Here is a 19,843-nt window from a genome sequence, read left to right as displayed (position 1 = left end):
TTCGACAGCCGAAGAAAGAAGGGAAAGCGCCCGCAGCATTCCGCACGCCCGAAAGGCACCGCCATGACCGCCGCGGAGGAACAGCCCGGCTCCGCCGCGCACGTCCTCGAACTCGTCGCGACCGGCACCGCCCGCTCCCGCGCCGACCTCGTACGGGAGCTGGGGCTCGCCGCCTCCACCGTCTCCGCACGCGTCCAGGAACTGGTCGACGCCGGACTGCTCACCGAGTCCGGCGAGGGCGCCTCGCGCGGCGGCCGCCGTCCGCGGCTGCTGCGCGTCCCGGACGGCGGCACCGTCGCGCTCGCCGCCGACCTGGGCAGCCACCACATCCGTACCGGCGCGGTCGGCCTGACCGGCACCGGCTTCGACATCGACGAATGCGCCCTCGACCTGACCACCGGCCCCGAACCGGCCGTCGGCCTGCTCGCCGGACGGCTGACCGCGCTGGCCGACCGCCAGCGCGCGGCCGGACGCACCGTGTGCGGCGCGGGCATCGGCTTCCCCGGGCCCGTCGATCCCGCATCGGGCCGCGTCATCGCGCCGTCCCGGATGCCCGGCTGGCATCTGTACGAGCTGCGCGACCGGCTCGCCGGACTCCTCGGCCTGCCGGTCGTGGTCGACAACGACGCCAACGTGCTGGCTCTGGGCGAGCACCGCGCCGCCCACCCGTCGCTGCGGCACCTGGTGGTGGTCAAGGCGGGCCGCGGCATCGGCTCGGGCGTGATCAGCCACGGCCGGCTCTACCGGGGCGCCCGCGGCTGCGCCGGGGACATCAGCCACGTACGGGTGGACGCCGCCGCCGAACGCCCCTGCTCCTGCGGGAACATCGGCTGCCTGGAGTCCGTGGCCAGCGGCGCCGCGATCGCCGCCGCGCTGCGTGCCCGGGGCATCGAGGCGGACTCCACCACCGACATCCTGCGGCTCGTCGAGGACGGCGAACCGCACGCGACGACCCTGGTGCGGCAGGCCGGGCGGCACATCGGCGCGGTGCTGGGCGTCGTGGTGAACTTCTTCAACCCGGAGGCCGTGGTGCTGGGCGGGGCCCTCGCCGCGGCGGAACCGCTGGTCGCGGCGGTCCGCGGGGTGCTGTACGAGCGCTGCCTACCGATGGCGACCAGCGAGCTGTCCATCGTCGCCGCGAGCTGCGGCCCCGACGCGGGGCTGCTCGGCGCCGGCCACGCCGCGCTGCGCGAACTGGCCGCCGACGGCGGGCTGCCGGCCCTGCCCGTCGTCCGTACGTGACCACCCCCCGACGGATCCGACGAAAGGTGCACCCCGCATGCGTATCGCGATCGGCGGCATGGCCATCGAGTCCAGCCAGTTCTGCCCGCACCGTTCGACCTACGACGACTTCCGCATCACCCGGGGCGCCGGGCTGCTGGCCCGCTACACCTGGACGCGGCCGGACAGCGACCTCGCGGACCAGGTCGAGTGGGTGCCGCTGGTGCACGCAGTGGCGTTGCCGGGCGGGCCCGTCGAGCGGGAGACGTACGCCCGGATCAAGTCCGAACTCCTCACGCGGATACGGGAGGCCGGGCCGCTGGACGGCCTGGTGTACGACATCCACGGCGCCATGAGCGTCGTCGGCCTGGACGACGCCGAGGCGGACCTCACCGACGCCGTACGGGACGCGCTCGGCCCCGACGTCCTGATCTCCGCCGCCATGGACCTGCACGGCAATGTCTCGCGCCGCTTCGCCGAACCCCTCGACCTGCTCACCGCGCACCGGCTGGCCCCGCACGAGGACGCCTGGGAGACGCGCGAGCGGGCCGCCCGCAAGCTGGTCGAGCGGCTGGCGTCCGGCAAGGGCCGTCCGTACCGCGCCTGGGTGCAGGTCCCGGTCCTGCTACCCGGCGAGAAGACCAGCACCCGCCTGGAACCGGCCAAGTCCCTCTACGGCAGGCTCGCCGCGGTCGAGGCGCTGGACGGCATCGTGGACGCGGCGGTCTGGGTGGGCTACGCCTGGGCCGACGAGGAGCGCTGCCGGGCCGCGGTGGTGGTGACCGGCGACGACCCGGACCTGGCGCTCGCACAGGCCCGAAGCCTCGCCCAGGAGTACTGGGACGCGCGCCGCGACTTCGTCTTCGCCGGCCCGACCGGCGACGCGGACACCTGCGTAGCGCGCGCCGTGGCGTCCCCCGCGCGCCCGTTCCTGATCAGCGACTCCGGCGACAACCCGACCGCGGGCGGCGCGGGCGACCTCGCGTACATGCTGGGCCGGCTGCTGGCGAACGAGGACCTGGCGAGCGGGCGGGTCACGGCGCTGCACCCGGGCATCACCGATCCGGCAGCGGTGGCCGCCTGCTTCGACGCCGGGGTGGGCGCGCGCGTGACCCTGAAGGCCGGCGGCCACGTCAGCGCCGGTACCGGCCCGCACGCCGAGCCGTACGAGCTGACCGGCACGGTGACCGCCCTCGAAGACCCGCCGGCGCCCGCCGCCGGAGCCCCGCGCGGCAACCCGGCGCACGACGGAGGCGGCCGCACCGCCGCCGTCACCCGGGGCGGTGTGACGGCCGTCCTCACCGAGCGCCGCAAGCCCTTCCACACCCGCGCCGACTTCGGCACGCTCGATCCGGCCGCGTACGACATCGTCGTCGTGAAGATCGGCTACCTGGAGCCCGAGCTGTACGAGATGGCCGCCGGCTGGCTGCTCGCCCTCACCCCCGGCGGCGTCGACCAGGACCTGCCGCGCCTGGGCCACCACCGGATCGCCCGCCCGCTCTACCCGTTCGACGACGCGGGCTTCGAGGACCCGGACCTGACGCCGGTGCTGCTCCGAGCGGGCCGGTGTGCGGACACGGGCCCGGCCGGTACGGCCGATATGCGCGGCGCCGGTGCATGACGGCCCGTACGGTGGAGAGGCGCTCCCTGATCACCTTTCCCCCGACGGAGGGCCCCGATGGAGTCGCCGACCCCGCTCACCGAGAGCGACCTGCTCGATCTCGACGCCCATTGGCGGGCGCTGAACTATCTCGCAGCCGGCCAGATCTACCTGACCGGCAACCCGCTGCTCACCGAGGAACTGCGCCCCGAGCACATCAAACCGCGGCTGCTCGGCCACTGGGGCACCTGCCCCGGCCTGAATCTCGTCTATACCCACGTCAACCGGGTCATCAGCACCCACGGTCAGGAAGCGGTGTGCGTGTGGGGCCCGGGGCACGGCGGGCCCGCGGTGTTCGCCGGGGCCTGGCTGGAGGGGACGTACGGGGAGCTGTACCCGGACGTCGGGCGGGACGCGGCCGGGATGGCCCGGCTGTTCAAGCAGTTCTCGTTCCCCGGCGGGGTGCCCAGCCACGCGGCACCGAACGTGCCGGGCTCCTTCCACGAGGGCGGTGAGCTGGGCTACTCCCTCGCGCACGCGTACGGCGCCGCGCTGGACAACCCGGATCTGCTGGTGGCCTGCGTCATCGGCGACGGCGAGGCGGAGACCGGGCCGCTGGCCGCCTCCTGGCACGCGAACAAGTTCCTGGACCCGGCGCACGACGGCGCGGTCCTGCCGATCCTGCACCTGAACGGCTACAAGATCGCCAACCCGGCGGTCCTGGCCCGGCTGGACGAGGACGAGCTGGACGCGCTGCTGCGCGGTTACGGCCACGAGCCGCTGTACGTCACCGGCTCCGACCCCGCCCAGGTGCACCGGGCCATGGCCGCCGCCATGGACACCGCGCTGGAGCGCATCCACACGGCCCAGCGCACCGCCCGCGGCGACGGTTCGCGGTCCCGGCCCCGCTGGCCGGTGATCGTGCTGCGCACCCCCAAGGGCTGGACCGGCCCCGACGAGGTGGACGGCTCCCCCGTCGAGGGCACCTGGCGCGCCCACCAGGTCCCGCTCTCCGGCGTCCGGGACAATCCGGACCATCTGCGGCAGTTGGAGAGCTGGTTGCGGTCGTACGCGCCGGGCGAGCTGTTCGACGGCCAGGGGCGGCCGGTGGACCGGGTGCTGGCCTGTGTGCCGCACGGCGACCGGCGGCTCGGCTCCTCCCCGCACGCCAACGGCGGCCGCCTCGTGCGGACGCTGCCGCTGCCCGATCCCGAGAAGTACGCCGTCCCCGTCGACAAGCCCGGCACCCGGATGCACGAACCGACCCGCGTCCTCGGCGGCCTGCTGCGCGACCTGATGGAGCGGACCGCCGAGAGCCGCGACTTCCGGCTGTTCGGCCCGGACGAGACGGCGTCCAACCGTCTCCAGGACGTGTACGACGCCACCGACAAGGCGTGGCAGGCCAGGACCGAGCCCACCGACGAGCACCTGGGGCGGCACGGGCGCGTGATGGAGGTGCTCTCGGAACATCTGTGCCAGGGGTGGCTGGAGGGGTACGTGCTCTCCGGCCGGCACGGCCTGTTCTCCTCGTACGAGGCGTTCGCGCACATCGTCTCCAGCATGGCCTCGCAGCACGTCAAATGGCTCCAGTCGGCTCGCGACATCCCCTGGCGGGCGCCCGTGGCGGGCCTGAACTACCTGCTGACCTCGCACGTCTGGCGCCAGGACCACAACGGCTTCTCGCACCAGGACCCCGGCTTCGTCGACCACATCCTCAACAAGGATCCGCACACCGTACGGGTCTACCTCCCGCCGGACACCAACAGCCTGCTGTGCGTGGCCGACCACGTGCTGCGCACCCGCAACGTGGTCAACGTGGTGGTCGCGGGCAAACAGCCGTGCTTCGACTGGCTGGACATCGAGCAGGCCCGGTCGCACTGCGCGCGCGGCGCCGGCATCTGGGAGTGGGCGGGCACCGAAGCGCCCGGCACCCGCCCCGAGGTGGTGCTCGCCTGCGCCGGTGACGTACCGACGCAGGAGACGCTGGCCGCCGCCTCCCTGCTGCGCACCCACCTGCCGGAGCTGTCCGTACGGGTCGTCAACGTCGTCGACATGACCCGGCTGCAGCCCCACGAGGAGCATCCGCACGGCATGACGGACCGGGAGTTCGAGGCACTGCTGCCGCACGACGTGCCGGTGGTCTTCGCGTACCACGGTTACCCGTGGCTGGTGCACCGGCTCACCTACCGCCGGGCCGTCCACCCCAACCTGCACGTGCGCGGCTACAAGGAGATGGGCACCACCACCACGCCGTTCGACATGGTGGTCACCAACGACCTGGACCGCTACCGGCTGGTGATGGACGTCATCGACCGGGTGCCGGGGCTGGCCGTACGGGCCGCCGGGGTGCGGCAGGCGATGGCGGACGTACGGCAGCGCCACCACGCCTGGACCCGCGAGCACGGCACGGACCTGCCGGAGGTCGAGGAGTGGAGCTGGCCGGGCGGCGGGCGTTGACGGGACCGGTGTACGGCTGAGGGGCCGGTCCCCTCGGCCCCCGTCAGGCCTGTGGACCGCGAAGCCGTCAGGGCTGCGGGTCCCGGGCGTCGTAGCGGGCGAAGCCGCGCCGCCACAGGGCCAGGAGCAGCACCGTCACCACGCAGGCGAGCCCCCCGCCGACGACCGCCACGGCCGGTGAGGCCAGGTCGGCCGCCGAGCCGGCCAGGAAGTCGCCGAGCCGGGGGCCGCCCGCCACCACGACGATGAACACGCCCTGGAGGCGGCCGCGCATCCGGTCCGGCGCGGCGGCCTGCAGCATGGTGCCGCGGAAGACCATCGAGACGGTGTCGGCGCAGCCGGCGACGGCGAGGAAGAACAGGCCGAGCCACAGGTGGCGGGTCAGACCGAAGCAGGCGACGGCCGCGCCCCAGGCGGCGACCGAGACGAGGATCGCCAGGCCGTGCCGGCGGACCGCGCCGAGCCATCCGGAGAACAGCGCGCCGAGTACCGCGCCGACCGCGGGCGCGGCGACGAGGAGCCCCACCGTCTTCGCGTCGCCGCCGAACCAGAGCACGGCGACGGCGGGGAACAGCGCGCGGGGCTGGGCCAGCACCATGGCCGCCAGGTCGGCGAAGAAGGTCATGCGCAGGTTGGGCCGGGTGGCCAGGAAGCGCAGCCCCTCCAGGACGGAGGGCCGGCGCGGCGCCTCGTCGTCGCCGTGGTCGGGGCGCATGGCGGGCAGCCGCCACATGGCGTACAGCGCGGCCGTGAAGCAGCCGACATCGATCAGGTACGCGGCCTGGTAGCCCCACAGGCCGACGAAGACGCCGCCGAGCATCGGGCCGCCCATCATGCCGAGGTTGGAGGTCAGCGAGCTGAGGGCGTTGGCGGCGGGCAGCTGCTCGGGCGGCAGCAGGCGCGGGATCATCGACGAGCGGGCCGGCGCGTTCATCGCGAAGCAGACCGCCTGGAGGGCGACGACCGTGTAGAGCACCCACACCTGCCGTACGCCCGCGAGCGCGGCGGCGGCCAGCGCGACGGAGAGCACGGTGGCGCCCACCGCGCTGAACAGGCCGAGTTTACGGCGGTCCACGGTGTCGGCGATGACGCCGCCGTACAGCCCGAAGACGACCAGCGGGACCAGGGAGCACAGGCCGACCGCGCCGACGGCGAAGGTGGAGCCGGTCAGGGCGTACACCTGGAGGGAGACCGCGAGGGCGGTCATCTGCTGGCCGACCCAGGAGACGGTGTTGCCGAACCACAGGCGCCGGTAGTGCGCCGAGGTGCGCAGCGGGGTGATGTCGGCGAAGACGCGGGTGTGCAGCGGCGGACGGGGCTTGGGGTCGGATATGGCAGGAGGCACGGGGCAGTAAAGCACGATCGGTGGGGATGCCACTTACCTGGGTGGCCTGATCAGGACGCCGTCCTGCGGGGCTGCCGGCCTCCCGAAGGCCCCGTGCGCCGGCGGGCGTTGCCGGCTTCCGGAAAGGCCGTGCTCCGGCAGGCGTTACCGGCTTCCGGAAAGGCCGTACACCCGCCGGGCGTTACCCGCGGCGACCAGCGCCGCGACCCGGCCGGCGTCCGCCGCCGACCAGGCGCCCGTACGCACCCAGCCGGCCAGCACCTCCGCCAGCGCCGTACGGAAAGCGGCGCTGCCGACGGTGTACAGCTCCGGCAGGCCGTACGCGTCGGTGGAGAAGAGGAGTTTGCCGAAGGGGGCCAGTTCCAGGAATCCGGCCAGTACGGCCGCCGCGCGCGGCCCGGTGTGCCCGAGGGCCAGGCCGACGTCGGCGTAGACGTGCGGGAAGGCGTGCGCCAGATAGGCGGCCTGACGGTGGTACGGGTAGCAGTGCAGCAGGATCAGGTCGGTGCCGGTGCCCGCGGTGGCGTGGGCGAAGTCGGTGAGCAGCGCCGGGTCCGCGTGGTGCAGGCGCAGGTCGGGGTCGCCGAAGCCGGTGTGCAGTTGCAGGGGGCGGCCGGTTCCGGCGGCGAGCCACAGCAGGTGGCGCAGCAGGACCGGGTCGGTGAGGCGGTGGGCGCCGGTGGCGAGCCAGTCACGTGCGGCGGTCAGGACGTCGGCGGGGGCGGGCGGCTCGGGAGCGAGGGCCAGTCCGTGGCGGTAGGCCGCGACGGACTTGAAGCCCACGGCCGTGCGGGCCGCGTCCCGTACGGCGTCGGCGAGCCCGGCCGTGAACACCTCGACGGCCGCCCCGGCTCCCGCGCCCGCGGCCCCCTCCCCTGCCGCCCGCACGCCTGCCGCGACCCGTTCCGCCAATGTCTCCAGCCGGACGATCTCATGCCCGGTGCCGCCGCCCGCCTCGGCCGTCTCGTGCGCCCCGGTGAGATCGCCGGGCAGCCCGGTGTCCACCAGGTACGTACCGATACCGGTACCGCCCAGCAGCAGGCGCCGGGTCTCGGCCGCGCCCAGTTCGCGCCGCCGGGCGAGGTATTCGACGGGCGGGCAGTGCGCCGCGAGGCCGAGCAGCGGCGGACACCAGCGGCGGACGGCGAAGCCCGTCTGGGTGTCGAAGAAGGTGGTGCCCGCGGCGGCGGGCCGGTCCGACTCGGTCAGGTACGACTCGAACTCGGCGGCCGACAGATCGCCGCGCAGCACGCCGTGGCAGTGCTGGTCGATCAGCGGCGGCAGGTCCAGGTCCAGAACCGGGTCCGGGTCGCCGCTGACGGGCCGCGTGGTCATCAGTACCTCCAACGGGTCGCCGCGGCGATCTCGTCGGGCTCGCTGTCGGCGAAGTGCGCCGCCTCGGCGCGGCGTACGGCGATCACGGCGCCGTGCAGCACCTCGCCCATCGCCTCGCGCAGCACCGTCGACTCCGCCAGCCGGTCGGTGGACTCGGTCAGCGAGGAGGGCAGGCGGACGATGCCGCGCCGGGCGCGCTCGCGGACGCCCAGGACGCCCGGGTCGCCGCTGACCGGCGGGGGCAGCGCTGCGCCCGTGGACAGACCGTGCAGCCCGGCGGCGATCACCGCGCCGACCGCCAGGTACGGGTTGGCGGCGGCGTCGAACGGCTTGATCTCGGCGTGCCCGCCGTCCGGGTCGCCGGGATCGCCGGTGACCAGGCGCAGCGCGGCCTCCCGGTTCTCCACGCCCCAGCACTGGTAGGCCCCGGCCCACACGGACGGGCCCAGCCGCAGGTAACTCGCGGGCGACGGGCAGCCGACGGCGAGCAGGGCGGGCATCGCCTCCAGGACGCCGCCGAGGAACCGTACGGCGTCGGGGTCCAGGCCCCAGTCGGCGTCCGGGACCCGGTGCAGGCTGCGTTCGCCGCGGTGCAGGCTGAGGTGGAGATGGCAGCCGTTGCCGACCTGCCCCGCCACGACCGAGGGCGCGAAGCTGGCCCGCAGGCCGTGCCGCAGCGAGACGGCCCGTACGGTCTCCCGGACCAGGACCAGGTCGTCGGCGGCGCGCAGCGGATCGGCCGACGCGGTGGACACCTCGAACTGGCCCGGCGCGTACTCGGGGTGGAGCTGGAGGACATCGATGCCCTGGAGGGCCAGCGCCTCGGCCACGTCGCGGAGGTAGTCGGAGAGTTCGACCACCCTGGTCATGCTGTAGGCGGGACCCGCGCAGGGGTACTCCAAGGCCTCGCCGGTGCCCGTGGAGCCGTCGGCGCGCCCGCCGCTGCCGGCCTCCGGCGCGCGGGTGACGACCCACTCCGTCTCGAAGCCCATCTGGAGGACCAGCCCCGCGTCGGCGGCGCGGTCCACCATGCGGCGGGCGAACTGCCGCTGGCAGGCGGGGTGCGGCGCGCCGAGCTGGTCGTAGCGGTCGACCGGTGCCCAGGCCCAGCCGGGCTGCGCGGCGAGCACCGTGACCCGGTCCAGGTCGGGGAAGAGCCGCAGGTCGCCGTCGGGCCCGCCGAGGTGCGCGGACGCGGTGATCGCGTCGTCGGAGGTGAAGACGTCGAAGACCGGTGACATGCCGACGCCGCGCTGCACGGCGGGCGCCAGCCGGGCCGTCGGCACGGTCTTGGTACGGGCGATGCCCGCGTTGTCGACCCAGGTCAGGGCGATGGCGCGGACGTGCTCCGCGTCCAGTCGTGCCGCCGTCCGGCGGGCGTCGCCCCACTGCTGCGCAGGCCCCGGTTCCATAGCGCGTGTCCCCATTCCGCCATGCCGCTCATCCGGCGGCCGATCGAACTGTGCCCCTGCCCGCTGTCCGCGCCACGCCGCCCCGGTTCAGGGGCGGTTGCGCCGCATGCCCCGCCGGGCGGCAGAGCACGGCCGCTCCGCCCTTGGGGCCGGACCGGCCGTCACGGACAGTCGAACTCGCACCATACGCACTTTCCGTTGCCGCGCGGCTCCACACCCCAGACATCCGACAGCCGGTCCACCAGCAGCAGTCCGCGGCCCGACATCTCGGACTCGCCCGGATCGCGGCGGCGCGGCAGCGCGCTGGAGCGGTCGGCCACCTCCAGCCGCAGCCGCCGGTCGCTGCCGTGCGGCATCCGTACGGTCACCACCGCCGCGCCTTCGGTGTGCAGCAGCGCGTTGGTGATCAGCTCGTCGGCGGCCAGTTCGACCTCCTCGGCGCGCTCCCGGGCACCCCAGGCCCGTACCGCGGCGCGGATCATGTGGCGGGCGGCCGACAGCCCCTGCGCGTCGTCGGGCGCGACGTGCTGCTGGAGCCGTCCGGCGGCCGGCGGGGCGGGCTCGCCGCCACGGCGCAGGATCAGCATCGCCATGTCGTCCTCGCCCGTCTGCTCGGCCGCCAGGTCGCAGAGCCGGTCGGCCAGTTGCTGGACGTCCTGCGGGCCGTCGCGCACCACCCTGGCCAGGTGCCGTACGCCGTCCTCGATGTCGATGCCCGGCTGTTCCACCAGCCCGTCGGTGTACAGCACCAGCGTCTCCCCGGTGCCCAGGTGGACGGTGGTGACGGGATAGTCCAGGTCGCGGAAGCCGGTCGCTATGCCCAGCGGGAGGCCGCCGGCCACCTCCAGCCGGCGGCACAGGCCCTCGGCGTGCCGCAGCAGCGGATCGACGTGCCCCGCGCGCACCAGCCGCACCGTCCCGGTGGTCAGGTCGGCCTCGGCGTACGTGCAGGTGGCGAACCGGTCGGTGTCGAGTTCGCCCAGGAAGGCGGAGGCGCGGGTCATGACGGTGGCGGGCGGGTGGCCCTCGGTGGCGTAGGCGCGCAGCACGATCCGCAGCTGGCCCATGACGGTCGCGGCGTGGGTGTCGTGCCCCTGGACGTCGCCGATGACCGCGGCGACCCGCCCCTCGGGCAGCGGGATCACGTCGTACCAGTCGCCGCCGATGTCCCGGCCCATCCGGGCGGCGCGGTAGCGGACGGCGATCTGGGCGCCGGGGATGCCGGGGATGCGGCGCGGCAGCATGGCCTGCTGGAGTCCCTCGGCGAGGTCGTGCTCCTGGTCGTAGAGCATGGCGCGGGCCAGGCTCTGCGCGACGCTGGAGCCGAGCGCCAGCAGCAGGTTGCGCTCCTGTACGCCGAACGGGTTCTCCGAGCGGTAGAACAGGCCCACCACGCCGATCGGCCGGGCCTGCGCGATGAGCGGCAGGTACGCGGCGGAGCCGAAGTCCATCCGTTCGAGGTGCGGCCAGAGTGCCGGGTAGCGCTCGGCGAACTCGGCGCGGGAGCGGATGAAGCACGGCTGGAGGGTGCGCACCGCCTCGCTCATCGGGAACTCCTCCTCGACCCGCAGGACCTCATGCTGCGGTACGAAGCTGCCCTTCTGCCCCTCGTGGATCACCCGGATGCGGCCCGCCTCGACCAGGCCGACGATGACGTTCTGCGCGCCCAGCCGGGTCAGGGCCTGGTCGTCGCCGAGTACGCCGATGACGTCGTGGACGGTCCTGGCGTGCGCCAGCGCCGCCGTGGTCCGCTCGACGAGGCCGGTGTTGCGCAGCTTGCGCGCGTGCGCCTGCGCCCGCTCAGCCGCCTGTGCGTACTCCTGGCCGGCGTCCCGGACGACGCCGATGATGCGGTGCGGTGTGCCGGCCGCGTCGCGGCGGATGCTGGCCTGGGTGTGGGTCCAGCGCACCGTGCCGTCGCGCAGCCGGACGCGGAAGTAGGCACCGTAGGAGTCGCTGCCGTCCTTCAGCGCCTGGGAGACGACGGCGTCCAGGCGGGCCGCCTCGTCCGGCGGCAGACGGCAGCCCAGGGTGGCCGGATCGGAGTCGTACTCCTCCGGCGGCAGGTCGAAGACCTCCAGAGCGGAACCGTCCATGTGCATACGGCCGCTGTCGAGGTCCCAGTCGAAGCCGCCCATGCCGTTGAGGGCCAGCGTCAGGTCCGGATGAGCGGGCCAGTCGTCCGGCACCGACACGGTCGGCCGCTTCGCGCCCCGGTCAGCCATGCTCGCAACTTTGCCACATTTGTCCGGTACGTGGCCGGTCCACGAGGCCGGGACCGGCGGCGCGAGCACACCTGACTTACGCATCAGCCAGTACGCAACATGCGGGGATACCCCGAGCCCCTCCCGCCCTATTCCGCCCCATTCCACCCTGACAGCAGCTAGCACACCCTCACCCACCCTGATGAGGTCGTTGCGGTGACCTCAACACGCTGTTACGACCCTGGGCCGGACCGTGACCACATCAGTCACCGCAAGATCATTCCACCCTCGACAGGGGGCTTCCGGAGGCGGCTGCCCGTCCGAGGCAGTCAGCTCTCCAGCCGAGTGACAACCCCGCGCAGGGCGGGGACCTTGGCGACGCGGACAGGCGTGCGGACCAGTGTCCGCATACAGCGGCCAGCACGTACCCGTCGGTGTTCCGCTGGGCCGGATTGGCAATTCCCAGAGTGCCTCCGGCCGCCCAGTAGAGCCAGACCAGTCCGACTACGGCACCGACGGCAGCCGCCCACGGCGGGACCGTACGCGACCCGCCACCGACGCGTCCGGCCAGCGGCATCGCAGAGACGCCGAGGCGGCGAGAGCCGGCCCCAGCCCCATCCCCACGAAGCCGAACTCGACCAGTACGCCCTCCCGGACCGGCATGGGCGGGTCACCGCCGCCCTACGAGTCACCGCCCACATTCAGGAGCGCACCGAACAGACCGAAAGGCAGCACCGAGACGAGGAACCCCGACCCCACCCAGGAACAGAAGGCGACCAGCGCCCCGGGTATCCGTAATCCCACCCGGGGGAGGCGGCGAGCGGCGGCTGCGCACCGAAAGGCCACCACGACGAGTCCTCCCGCACTCAGCCACTGCGCCCTGACCGGCCATCAGTTACGGGACATCTCTTAGTACTCCAGTGCGACTTTGTGATTTGCCGTCACGTTGGGTTGGCGTAGTGGCTAGCTGGCAGTGCCATGACCGATCGCCCGGATGACGTCGGCAAGCCAGCCCAGGTAGTGGCCCACCGCCCGGTCCTCGTCGGCGAGCAGGCCCTCAAGGTGCTGCCATGACTCCGAGAGCTGCCCGATCGTGATCGTTCTCGGCTCGTTGGGGACGTCGTACAGTTCACCACCCGGAACAGACCAGAAGTAGTCGTGTTCGAGTGTCACCGTGCTGCCGGCTGAAGCTTCAACGTGCCGCAGCGCCAGCTCGAAGGCATGCCGGAGCTGATCGAGCGGGATCTGCAGGGATTCGCTGGCCATGTGCTCATCTTTGCAGGTCAGAGGCCGTACTGGGTCCACCCAGCTTGGCGTCGGCGGGGCAGCGGGCCGGCGAGCGAAGCGAGGAGGCCGACACCGCGGCCGACCCGGCCGGGAACGGAAGCGGCCACCGCGTGATCATCAGAGGTTGTGTGGACTCCTGAAGATGATGCGATGGCCGCGGGCCATAGCGTAGGCCCTACCCGGTGGCGGCGTGCCCGCCGCTCCGGCGGCTGCCGCTCCGGCGGACGGTCCAGGACGACTGGATCGATGACGACGGCCGCCTCTGCGAGGCGTACTACGTCCCGGTCTTCGGCTTCGCCACGGACGCCCTCATGGACGCGACCGGCCTCGGCGCGGCCTACCGTAGCCGCACCGGCCACTCGCTCCGCACGGTCGAGGCGCATGCGCGCTGTCTCGCGGAGGTGCCGCGGGGCGCCGAACTGCTCGTACGGACGACGGTCCTGGGCGTGAGTGCGAAGAAGGCGCGGTTCGTGCACGAGATGTTCGTGGGGACGCGTCCGGCGGCCCGGTGGCGACCGAGGAGATCTTCGCCCCGCACGTCCACCAGGGCGAGGGGCGCGCGGCGCCGCTGCCCGGGGAGGCGTACGAGCGGCTGGCGGGGCCGGCGCCGGAGTGGGCGGGGCGGGGAATCCGGGAGGTGTAGGGCGGCGTTGCACGGCGTGTCCCCGGCCCGTCGGGGGCGCGCCGCCTTCGGTTCGGCCGTCCGCCCGCCGCGCGGTGCGACTCTAGGGGTGCCGTATCCCGTCCGGAGAGGAACCGTCATGCCGTCCGTACCAGGCCACCGCATCACCGTCGAGCAGGGCACCGAGCACGTCCGGGTCGTCCATGACGGTCAGGTCGTCGCCGACAGCCGCCGCCCGCTGCTGCTGCACGAGACCGGTTATCCGGTGCGCTACTACCTGCCGCCAGAGGACGTGCGGACGGATCTGCTGGTCCCGTCGGGGACCCGTACACACTGCCCGTTCAAAGGGGACGCCTCCTACTGGTCACTTTCCGGTGGTCCGGAGGACATCGCGTGGGCCTACCCTGCGCCGAAGTCGACGGTCGCGCAGATCAAGGACCATCTGTGCTTCTCCGAGGTGGAGTTGGTGTGAACGGCACCGCACAGCGGTGAGTAGGAAAGTTTCCTAACTATTCTCCGTCCCACTCATTGACGCGTACATGCACCGTCGTCAAGATTCCTCCGAACGGCACCCCCGCCGACCGAGGAGACGGACATGAGGCCCACCCCCCGCACCGCGAAGTCCCGCACCACCCGCCGCGCCAAGCCCTTCCTCACCAACCCCCGCACCGGCATACCCACCGCCGCGGGCGCGGTCCTCGCGCTCACCGGCGGTGCGCTGCTGTGGTCGCCGGCCGGGCAGGCGGACGCCGCGCCGGAGCGGAGCGCGGCGCGGGCCGCCGGCGGGTTCACCGCGGTCGCCGCCGGTGACATCGCCGAGCGGTGCACCGCGAGCAGCAGCAGCTGCGCGCACCCGAAGACCGCGGCCCAGGTCAAGAAGATAGACCCGGCCTTCGTGCTCACCATGGGCGACAACCAGTACGACGACGCCCGCCTGAAGGACTTCCAGAAGTACTACGACACCTCCTGGGGCGCGTTCAAGGCGAAGACGCACCCGGTGGCCGGCAACCACGAGACGTACGACCCGGCCGGCAAGCTCGCCGGCTACAAGTCCTACTTCGGCTCCGTCGCCTACCCGCAGGGCAAGAGCTACTACAGCTTCGACCAGGGCAACTGGCACTTCATCGCACTGGACTCCAACAGCCTGGACTCCGCGCAGACCAAGTGGCTCAAGAACGACCTCGCCGCCAACTCCAAGAAGTGCGTGGCCGCTTACTGGCACCACCCGCTGTTCTCCTCCGGCGAGCACGGCAACGACCCGGTCAGCAGGCCGGTGTGGAAGCTGCTGTACGACGCCGGGGCCGAGCTGGTGCTCAACGGGCACGACCACCACTACGAGCGCTTCGCGCCGCAGGACCCGGACGGCAAGGCCGACCCGAAGGGCCTGGTCGAACTCCTCGCCGGGATGGGCGGCGCCAGCCCGTACAAGATCGAGGAGGTCCAGCGGAACAGCGAGAAGCGGCTGACCAAGACCTTCGGCGTGGTCAAGCTGAACTTCACCGACGACGGGTTCTCCTGGGACCTGGTCGGCACGGACGGGAAGACGAAGGACAGCAGCCCGTCCTACCGGTGCCACTGACCGGACCAGGGCCACCCGTCATGTATCTCGCCACCACCGGCGCGGCCGCCGCCACCACCCGGCTGACGCGCGGCCGCGTCGCCGGACCGGTCCTCGCGCTCGGCACGGTCAGCCTGGTCACCGACATCTCCTCGGAGATGGTCACCGCGGTGCTGCCGCTCTACTTCGTCCTCCAACTAGGCCTGTCGCCACTCCAGTTCGGGTTCCTGGACGGGCTCTACAACGGCGTCACCGCGCTCGTACGGCTGGTGGGCGGGCACGCCGCCGACCGCGGCGGGCGGCACAAGCTGGTGGCCGGCACCGGCTACGCGCTGTCCGCGCTGTCCCGGCTGGGCCTGCTGCTCGCGGGCGGCGGCACGGCCGGGATCAGCGCGGCCATCGCCGCCGACCGCGTCGGCAAGGGCGTACGGACCGCCCCGCGCGACGCGCTGATCTCGCTCAGCAGTCCGCCCGACGCACTGGGCCGGGCGTTCGGCGTGCACCGCGCGATGGACACCACGGGCGCGCTGCTCGGGCCACTGGCGGCGTTCGCCCTGCTGTGGGCGACCGCGGACGCTTACGACGCGGTGTTCGTGGTCAGTTTCTGCGTCGGGCTGCTGGGCGTGCTGCTGCTGGTCGCGTTCGTCCCCGGGCGAGCCGCCCTGGGCCCGGTGGATGCCGCACCGGCCGGGCCGCGGGTCCCGCTGCGCCACAGGATCACCGAGCCGCTGCGCGACGCCGCGTTCCGGCGCATCATGCTGGCCGCCGCCCTGCTGGGCGCGGCCACCATCGGCGACTCGTTCGTCTACCTGCTGCTCCAGCGGCAACTGGACTTCGCGGTGCGCTGGTTCCCGCTGCTGCCGCTCGGCACCGCCGCGGTCTACCTGCTGCTCGCGGTGCCCGCCGGGCGGCTCGGCGACCGCATCGGGCGCCGGGTGCCCTTCCTCCTCGGCCACGCGGCGCTCCTCGCCTCCTATCTGCTGCTGCTCACCATCAGTGATGGCACCGTGCTGCTGGCCGGTGTGCTGGTGCTGGTCGGTGTGTTCTACGCGGCAACCGACGGCGTGCTCATGGCCCTGGCAGGCCCGGCCCTCCCGGCGGCGCGGCAGGCGAGCGGCATGGCCCTGCTGCAAACGGGCCAGGCACTGTGCCGACTGCTCGCCGCCGCCGGTTTCGGCGCCGCCTGGACGCTGTGGGGCAGCCGGGCAGCGCTGGTCGGCGCCGTCGTCGTCCTCGCGGCCGCCCTCGCGGGCGCCGTCGCACTGCTCCCCCGTACGGAAAGGCGGTCCTCATGGTCGTGACGGAAACGGCAGGTCCACCGGAGGCGGAGGACGTGGCGGGCGGAGCAGGAGCCCGTAAGAGCACGGCCGGGTTCTCGATGCGCGCTCGCATCCTCGCGATCGCGGTCGCCACGGCCGTCCTCACCACGGTCGCCGTGGTCTACACGGTGTCGGCGGCCCGACGCGTCGATTCCGCCGACACGCCCTCGGCGTTCGGCCTGGACCGCGGGCAGTTGTACTTCCGCAGTACGCGGGACGGGGACGGGGCGGGACGGGTCGCGCGCCTGGCCGCCGCCCCTTCCGCTCCCGACGCCACCGCGATGAGCTCGCAGGCGTCCCCGGCCCCGGACCACCGCACCACCGGCGGCCCCGCCTGCGAACGCTTCCACGCGGCCGGCGGCACCGCCCTGTGCCTCCAGCGCCGCCCCGGCATCCCCCCGGCCGCGTACGCCGTCGTACTGGACGGGCGGCTGCGCGAGAAGCGCCGGATCGCCCTGACCGGCATCCCCAACCGGGCGCGGGTCTCCGCCTCGGGCCGGATGCTGTCCTGGACTATGTTCGCCACCGGCGACTCCTACGCCACCACGTCCTTCTCCACCCGTACGTCGATCCTCGACACCCGCACCGGCTACCTGATCAAGAACATGGAGGAGATCCCGCTCACCCTCGACGGCCGCCGCTACCACTCCCCCGACGTCAACTACTGGGGCGTCACCTTCGCCCGCGACGACAACCGCTTCTACGCCACGGTCGCCACGAAGGGCCGGACCTACCTCGTCGAGGGCGACCTGCGCCGCTGGACGGCCCGCACCCTGCGCGAGAACGTGGAGTGCCCGTCCCTCTCGCCCGACAACACCCGCCTCGCCTTCAAGAAGCGGGTACGGGAAGGGGCCCGCGACCCCTGGCGGCTGTACGTGCTCGACCTGCGCACCCTGCGCGAACACCCGCTCGCGGAGCAGCGCAGCGTGGACGACCAGGCGGCCTGGCTGGACGACCGCACGCTCGGCTACGCGCTGCCGGGCAGCGGCGGCAAGGGCAGCGACATCTGGACCGTCCCGGCGAACGGCACGGGCACCCCGGCACTGCGGGTGGCGGGGGCCTCGTCACCGGCGCTGGTGCGCTGACCGGGGCCGGTCAGCGCCGGTCCGCTACTCCGCCGCCCGGGGGCCCTCGGCGGTGCACAGCCGCGGTGCGTTCCCGGCCGCCGCCACCGGCCCGTCCAGCCGGTCCGCCAGGTCCTGCGCCCAGGCGGTCAGCCCGTCGACGTCGATGTCGTACGGGACGGTGTCCGCGTACGGGCCGATGGCACCGGCGCCCCGGAGCAGCAGCGCCGCGCCGCCCTTGGCGTTGCCCCGCGCGGCGTGCGTCAGCCCGACGGCGAGCTGCGCCAGGCCGCGCCACAGCTGCCGCTCCGGCTCGGGCGACATCTTCCAGGCGTCCTCCAGCACCTCGTGCGCGTGAAAGGGCAGGCCGCGGTCCAGGAGATCCTGGGCCTCGGCGAGAGCTTCGCGGGGGCTGCGTTCGACGCCTTCGGGCTGGCGGTCCACACCCGGCGCGCCGTACGGCAGCGGGCGCCCGAGGCCGTCCCGCGGGCGGGCGTTGCGGGCGCGGCCTTCGGGGTCACGGTCGCGGGAGGGGGATGAGGCGCCTTCGATCGGGGCTTCGTCCGGGCGTTCGTCCGGGCCTCCGCCCAGGCCTCCGTCCGGGTCTTTGCCCGGGCCTTGGCCCAAGCCCTCATCCGCGTCGCGGGCAGCCATGGTCCGTCCTTCCGGTTCCGGCGGGGCCGCCGCGGAAGCGGCCCCGGCACCGGTTTCGTTCCCGGCTCCGGTCCCGGACCCCGCTCCCTCCCTGGTCCCCGCACCGCAGTGTTCGCAGCCTGGCTCGGCCGGGCGGTCCGTGATCCGGCCGCACTCCTGGCACACCTGGTCCAGCCAGCAGGCCGGGTCGCCGCCCTCGTCGCGTCGTGTCACGTTCACGGTTCGATTGTGCAGCGCGCGACGTCACGGTGTACGGCCGGGGCGGCAGCACCGGTACGGGGTGCGGGCCCGGCCGCGTCATGGGCCGGATCGCGACGGCACCGTACGCCCGCACGCGATCGGGAACGGCCCACCGGTCAGGCGTCGCCTCCGGGCGTGCGCCGTCCGCGTACGTACATCCGCCAGCCGAAGACCGCCCCCACCGCGAGGGCCACGGCGAAGCCTCCGGCGACCGCCCACCCCGTGGTCTGCGACCACCGTCCGGGCTCCCGGGAGACCTGCGCGGCGACCGGCCGCACGGAGGCGGAGCGGCGCTCGGCGTCGCTCCGCGCTCCGTCGGCCGAGGAGGCGGCTCCGGCGGCCTGCAGGGAGCCCACCGGGCGGGCCTTGCCCGCGGCGCGGAAGCCCCAGTCCAGCAGCGAACCCGCCTCGTGGTACACGGCGTTGGACGCGCCGGACCGCGGGTTCATGACGGTCACCAGCAGCGTCCGGCCGCCCCGTTCGGCCGCGGCTATCAGGGTGTTGCCCGCGTTGCTGGTGTAGCCGTTCTTGATCCCGACGATGCCGGGGTAGCGCGGCATCCCGTTGGCGCCGGACAGCATCCGGTTGGTGTTCTGGATCTCGAAGGAGGGGCCGCCCTTGCTGGGGAACCGGGCCGTCGTCGTGGCGCAGTACCGGGCGAAGTCGGCGTTGGCGAGCCCCGCGCGGCCGAAGACGCTCAGGTCGTACGCCGAGGAGACCTGCCCCGGGCTGTCGTATCCGTCCGGGGACTTCACCGCGGTGTCCTTGGCGCCCAGCTGCCGCGCCCTGGCCTGCATCTCCCGGGCCGTGGCCGACCAGCCGCCGTTCATCGAGGCGAGTACCCGCACGGCGTCGTTGCCGGAGCGCAGGAAGACACCGCGCCACAGGTCGGCGACCTGGTAGCTGCGGCCCTCCTTGATGCCGACGAGGCTGCTGCCCGGGCCGATGCCCGCCAGCTCCTCCGGGGTGACCTTGTGCACGGCCCCCGCGCGGAATTTCGGGAGGACGGTGACCGCGAACAGGGTCTTGAGGGTGCTGGCCGGCGCGAGCCGCTGGTGCGCGTTCCTGGCCGCCAGCACGTCGCCTGTACGGACGTCCGTCACCGTCCAGGCGCGGGCCGACACGCCGTCCGGCAGCGCGGGCGCCCCGGCCCCCACCACCGCGAGCCCCGTACGGTCCCCCAGCTGATCCGCCCGCTGCCCCTCGGCCGCCCCCGCTCCCGGTTCCACGGCCGGCCGGCCCACGGCCACCTCCTCGGTGTGGGCGGCCGCCGGTATGGAGGTGAGCGTCAGCCCGGTGGCGGCGATGACGGCCAGCACACCGGCTTTCCGGGACAAAAGCGTCTCAAGTGCCATGTCTTCACGCTAGGAAGCACGCACTTCACCCGCAGAGGGACCTACGCCAGACGGCCGAAGCGCCGGAACACGTACGGGACGGGTACGGGGCGCGCACGGGACCGGCTCGGAACGCGAGGTCAGCGGGCACATCGGAGGCCAAAGGCTCACGGACGGCCACAGCGCGGGGA

At 73.5% G+C, this 19,843-nt stretch carries 15 protein-coding genes and 1 pseudogene; 9 read left to right on the top strand and 7 right to left on the bottom strand.

Annotated elements, in window-relative coordinates:
* The first annotated feature begins 63 nt into the window (after positions 1–63).
* Genes ACZ4Z1_RS07095 through ACZ4Z1_RS07085 form a run of 3 tightly spaced genes read left to right on the top strand, consistent with a single transcriptional unit; the run spans position 64 to position 5,278 of the window.
* Positions 64–1,242, top strand: a complete 1,179-nt coding sequence (locus tag ACZ4Z1_RS07095; protein WP_468485556.1) for an ROK family protein — start codon at positions 64–66, stop codon at positions 1,240–1,242.
* Positions 1,243–1,279: 37 nt separating this feature from the next.
* Positions 1,280–2,842, top strand: coding sequence for a M81 family metallopeptidase (locus ACZ4Z1_RS07090; RefSeq protein ID WP_468485555.1), 1,563 nt, complete (start codon positions 1,280–1,282; stop codon positions 2,840–2,842).
* Positions 2,843–2,899: 57 nt separating this feature from the next.
* The gene (locus tag ACZ4Z1_RS07085) at positions 2,900–5,278 is read left to right on the top strand and encodes a phosphoketolase family protein (RefSeq protein ID WP_468485554.1); all 2,379 of its coding nucleotides are present in this window, start codon (positions 2,900–2,902) and stop codon (positions 5,276–5,278) included.
* A 67-nt stretch (positions 5,279–5,345) separates the two neighbouring features.
* Here ACZ4Z1_RS07085 and ACZ4Z1_RS07080 read toward each other — a convergent pair whose 3' ends face one another.
* The 5 genes from ACZ4Z1_RS07080 to ACZ4Z1_RS07060 all read right to left on the bottom strand — a co-directional run bounded on the left by ACZ4Z1_RS07080 (position 5,346) and on the right by ACZ4Z1_RS07060 (position 12,840).
* Positions 5,346–6,623, bottom strand: coding sequence for an MFS transporter (locus tag ACZ4Z1_RS07080; RefSeq protein ID WP_468485553.1), 1,278 nt, complete (start codon positions 6,621–6,623; stop codon positions 5,346–5,348).
* A gap of 144 nt (positions 6,624–6,767) precedes the next feature.
* On the bottom strand, positions 6,768–7,958 hold the full coding sequence (locus tag ACZ4Z1_RS07075) for an amidohydrolase family protein (RefSeq protein ID WP_468485552.1): 1,191 nt from the start codon (positions 7,956–7,958) through the stop codon (positions 6,768–6,770).
* A complete protein-coding gene (locus ACZ4Z1_RS07070) occupies positions 7,958–9,370 on the bottom strand; it encodes a glutamine synthetase family protein (RefSeq protein WP_468485551.1) in 1,413 nt (470 codons plus the stop codon). The genes ACZ4Z1_RS07075 and ACZ4Z1_RS07070 overlap by 1 nt, the downstream gene beginning before the upstream one ends.
* Before the next feature lie 161 nt (positions 9,371–9,531).
* A complete protein-coding gene (locus tag ACZ4Z1_RS07065) occupies positions 9,532–11,595 on the bottom strand; it encodes a SpoIIE family protein phosphatase (RefSeq protein WP_468485550.1) in 2,064 nt (687 codons plus the stop codon).
* A 942-nt stretch (positions 11,596–12,537) separates the two neighbouring features.
* Positions 12,538–12,840: a hypothetical protein gene (locus ACZ4Z1_RS07060; protein ID WP_468485549.1), complete on the bottom strand. Its 303-nt coding sequence runs from the start codon at positions 12,838–12,840 to the stop codon at positions 12,538–12,540.
* Positions 12,841–13,043: 203 nt separating this feature from the next.
* Between ACZ4Z1_RS07060 and ACZ4Z1_RS07055 the strand changes: the two are divergent.
* The 6 genes and pseudogenes from ACZ4Z1_RS07055 to ACZ4Z1_RS07030 all read left to right on the top strand — a co-directional run.
* Positions 13,044–13,319 (top strand): annotated as a pseudogene (locus ACZ4Z1_RS07055) (thioesterase family protein); the annotation flags it as partial.
* 50 nt (positions 13,320–13,369) lie between these two features.
* Positions 13,370–13,504 carry a hypothetical protein gene (locus ACZ4Z1_RS07050; protein ID WP_468485894.1) on the top strand — a complete coding sequence of 45 codons (135 nt, stop codon included), beginning with the start codon at positions 13,370–13,372 and terminating at the stop codon, positions 13,502–13,504.
* A gap of 118 nt (positions 13,505–13,622) precedes the next feature.
* The gene (locus ACZ4Z1_RS07045) at positions 13,623–13,955 is read left to right on the top strand and encodes a DUF427 domain-containing protein (RefSeq protein ID WP_468485872.1); all 333 of its coding nucleotides are present in this window, start codon (positions 13,623–13,625) and stop codon (positions 13,953–13,955) included.
* A gap of 123 nt (positions 13,956–14,078) precedes the next feature.
* Positions 14,079–15,062, top strand: a complete 984-nt coding sequence (locus ACZ4Z1_RS07040) for a metallophosphoesterase family protein (protein ID WP_468485548.1) — start codon at positions 14,079–14,081, stop codon at positions 15,060–15,062.
* 20 nt (positions 15,063–15,082) lie between these two features.
* Positions 15,083–16,342: an MFS transporter gene (locus ACZ4Z1_RS07035; RefSeq protein WP_468485547.1), complete on the top strand. Its 1,260-nt coding sequence runs from the start codon at positions 15,083–15,085 to the stop codon at positions 16,340–16,342.
* A complete protein-coding gene (locus ACZ4Z1_RS07030) occupies positions 16,333–17,445 on the top strand; it encodes a TolB-like translocation protein (RefSeq protein WP_468485546.1) in 1,113 nt (370 codons plus the stop codon). Before ACZ4Z1_RS07035 ends, ACZ4Z1_RS07030 begins: the two co-directional genes overlap by 10 nt.
* Before the next feature lie 24 nt (positions 17,446–17,469).
* Here the strand turns inward: ACZ4Z1_RS07030 and ACZ4Z1_RS07025 are convergent, their stop codons facing one another.
* Positions 17,470–18,078: a DUF309 domain-containing protein gene (locus ACZ4Z1_RS07025; RefSeq protein WP_468485545.1), complete on the bottom strand. Its 609-nt coding sequence runs from the start codon at positions 18,076–18,078 to the stop codon at positions 17,470–17,472.
* A gap of 356 nt (positions 18,079–18,434) precedes the next feature.
* Positions 18,435–19,673: a D-alanyl-D-alanine carboxypeptidase family protein gene (locus tag ACZ4Z1_RS07020; protein ID WP_468485544.1), complete on the bottom strand. Its 1,239-nt coding sequence runs from the start codon at positions 19,671–19,673 to the stop codon at positions 18,435–18,437.
* Between the last annotated feature and the right edge of the window lie 170 nt (positions 19,674–19,843).

The sequence above is a fragment of the Streptomyces sp. NPDC030165 genome, assembly GCF_055573595.1.
Note: the sequence above shows the minus strand (reverse complement) of the source record. Positions and strands in the feature narration are given on the sequence as shown.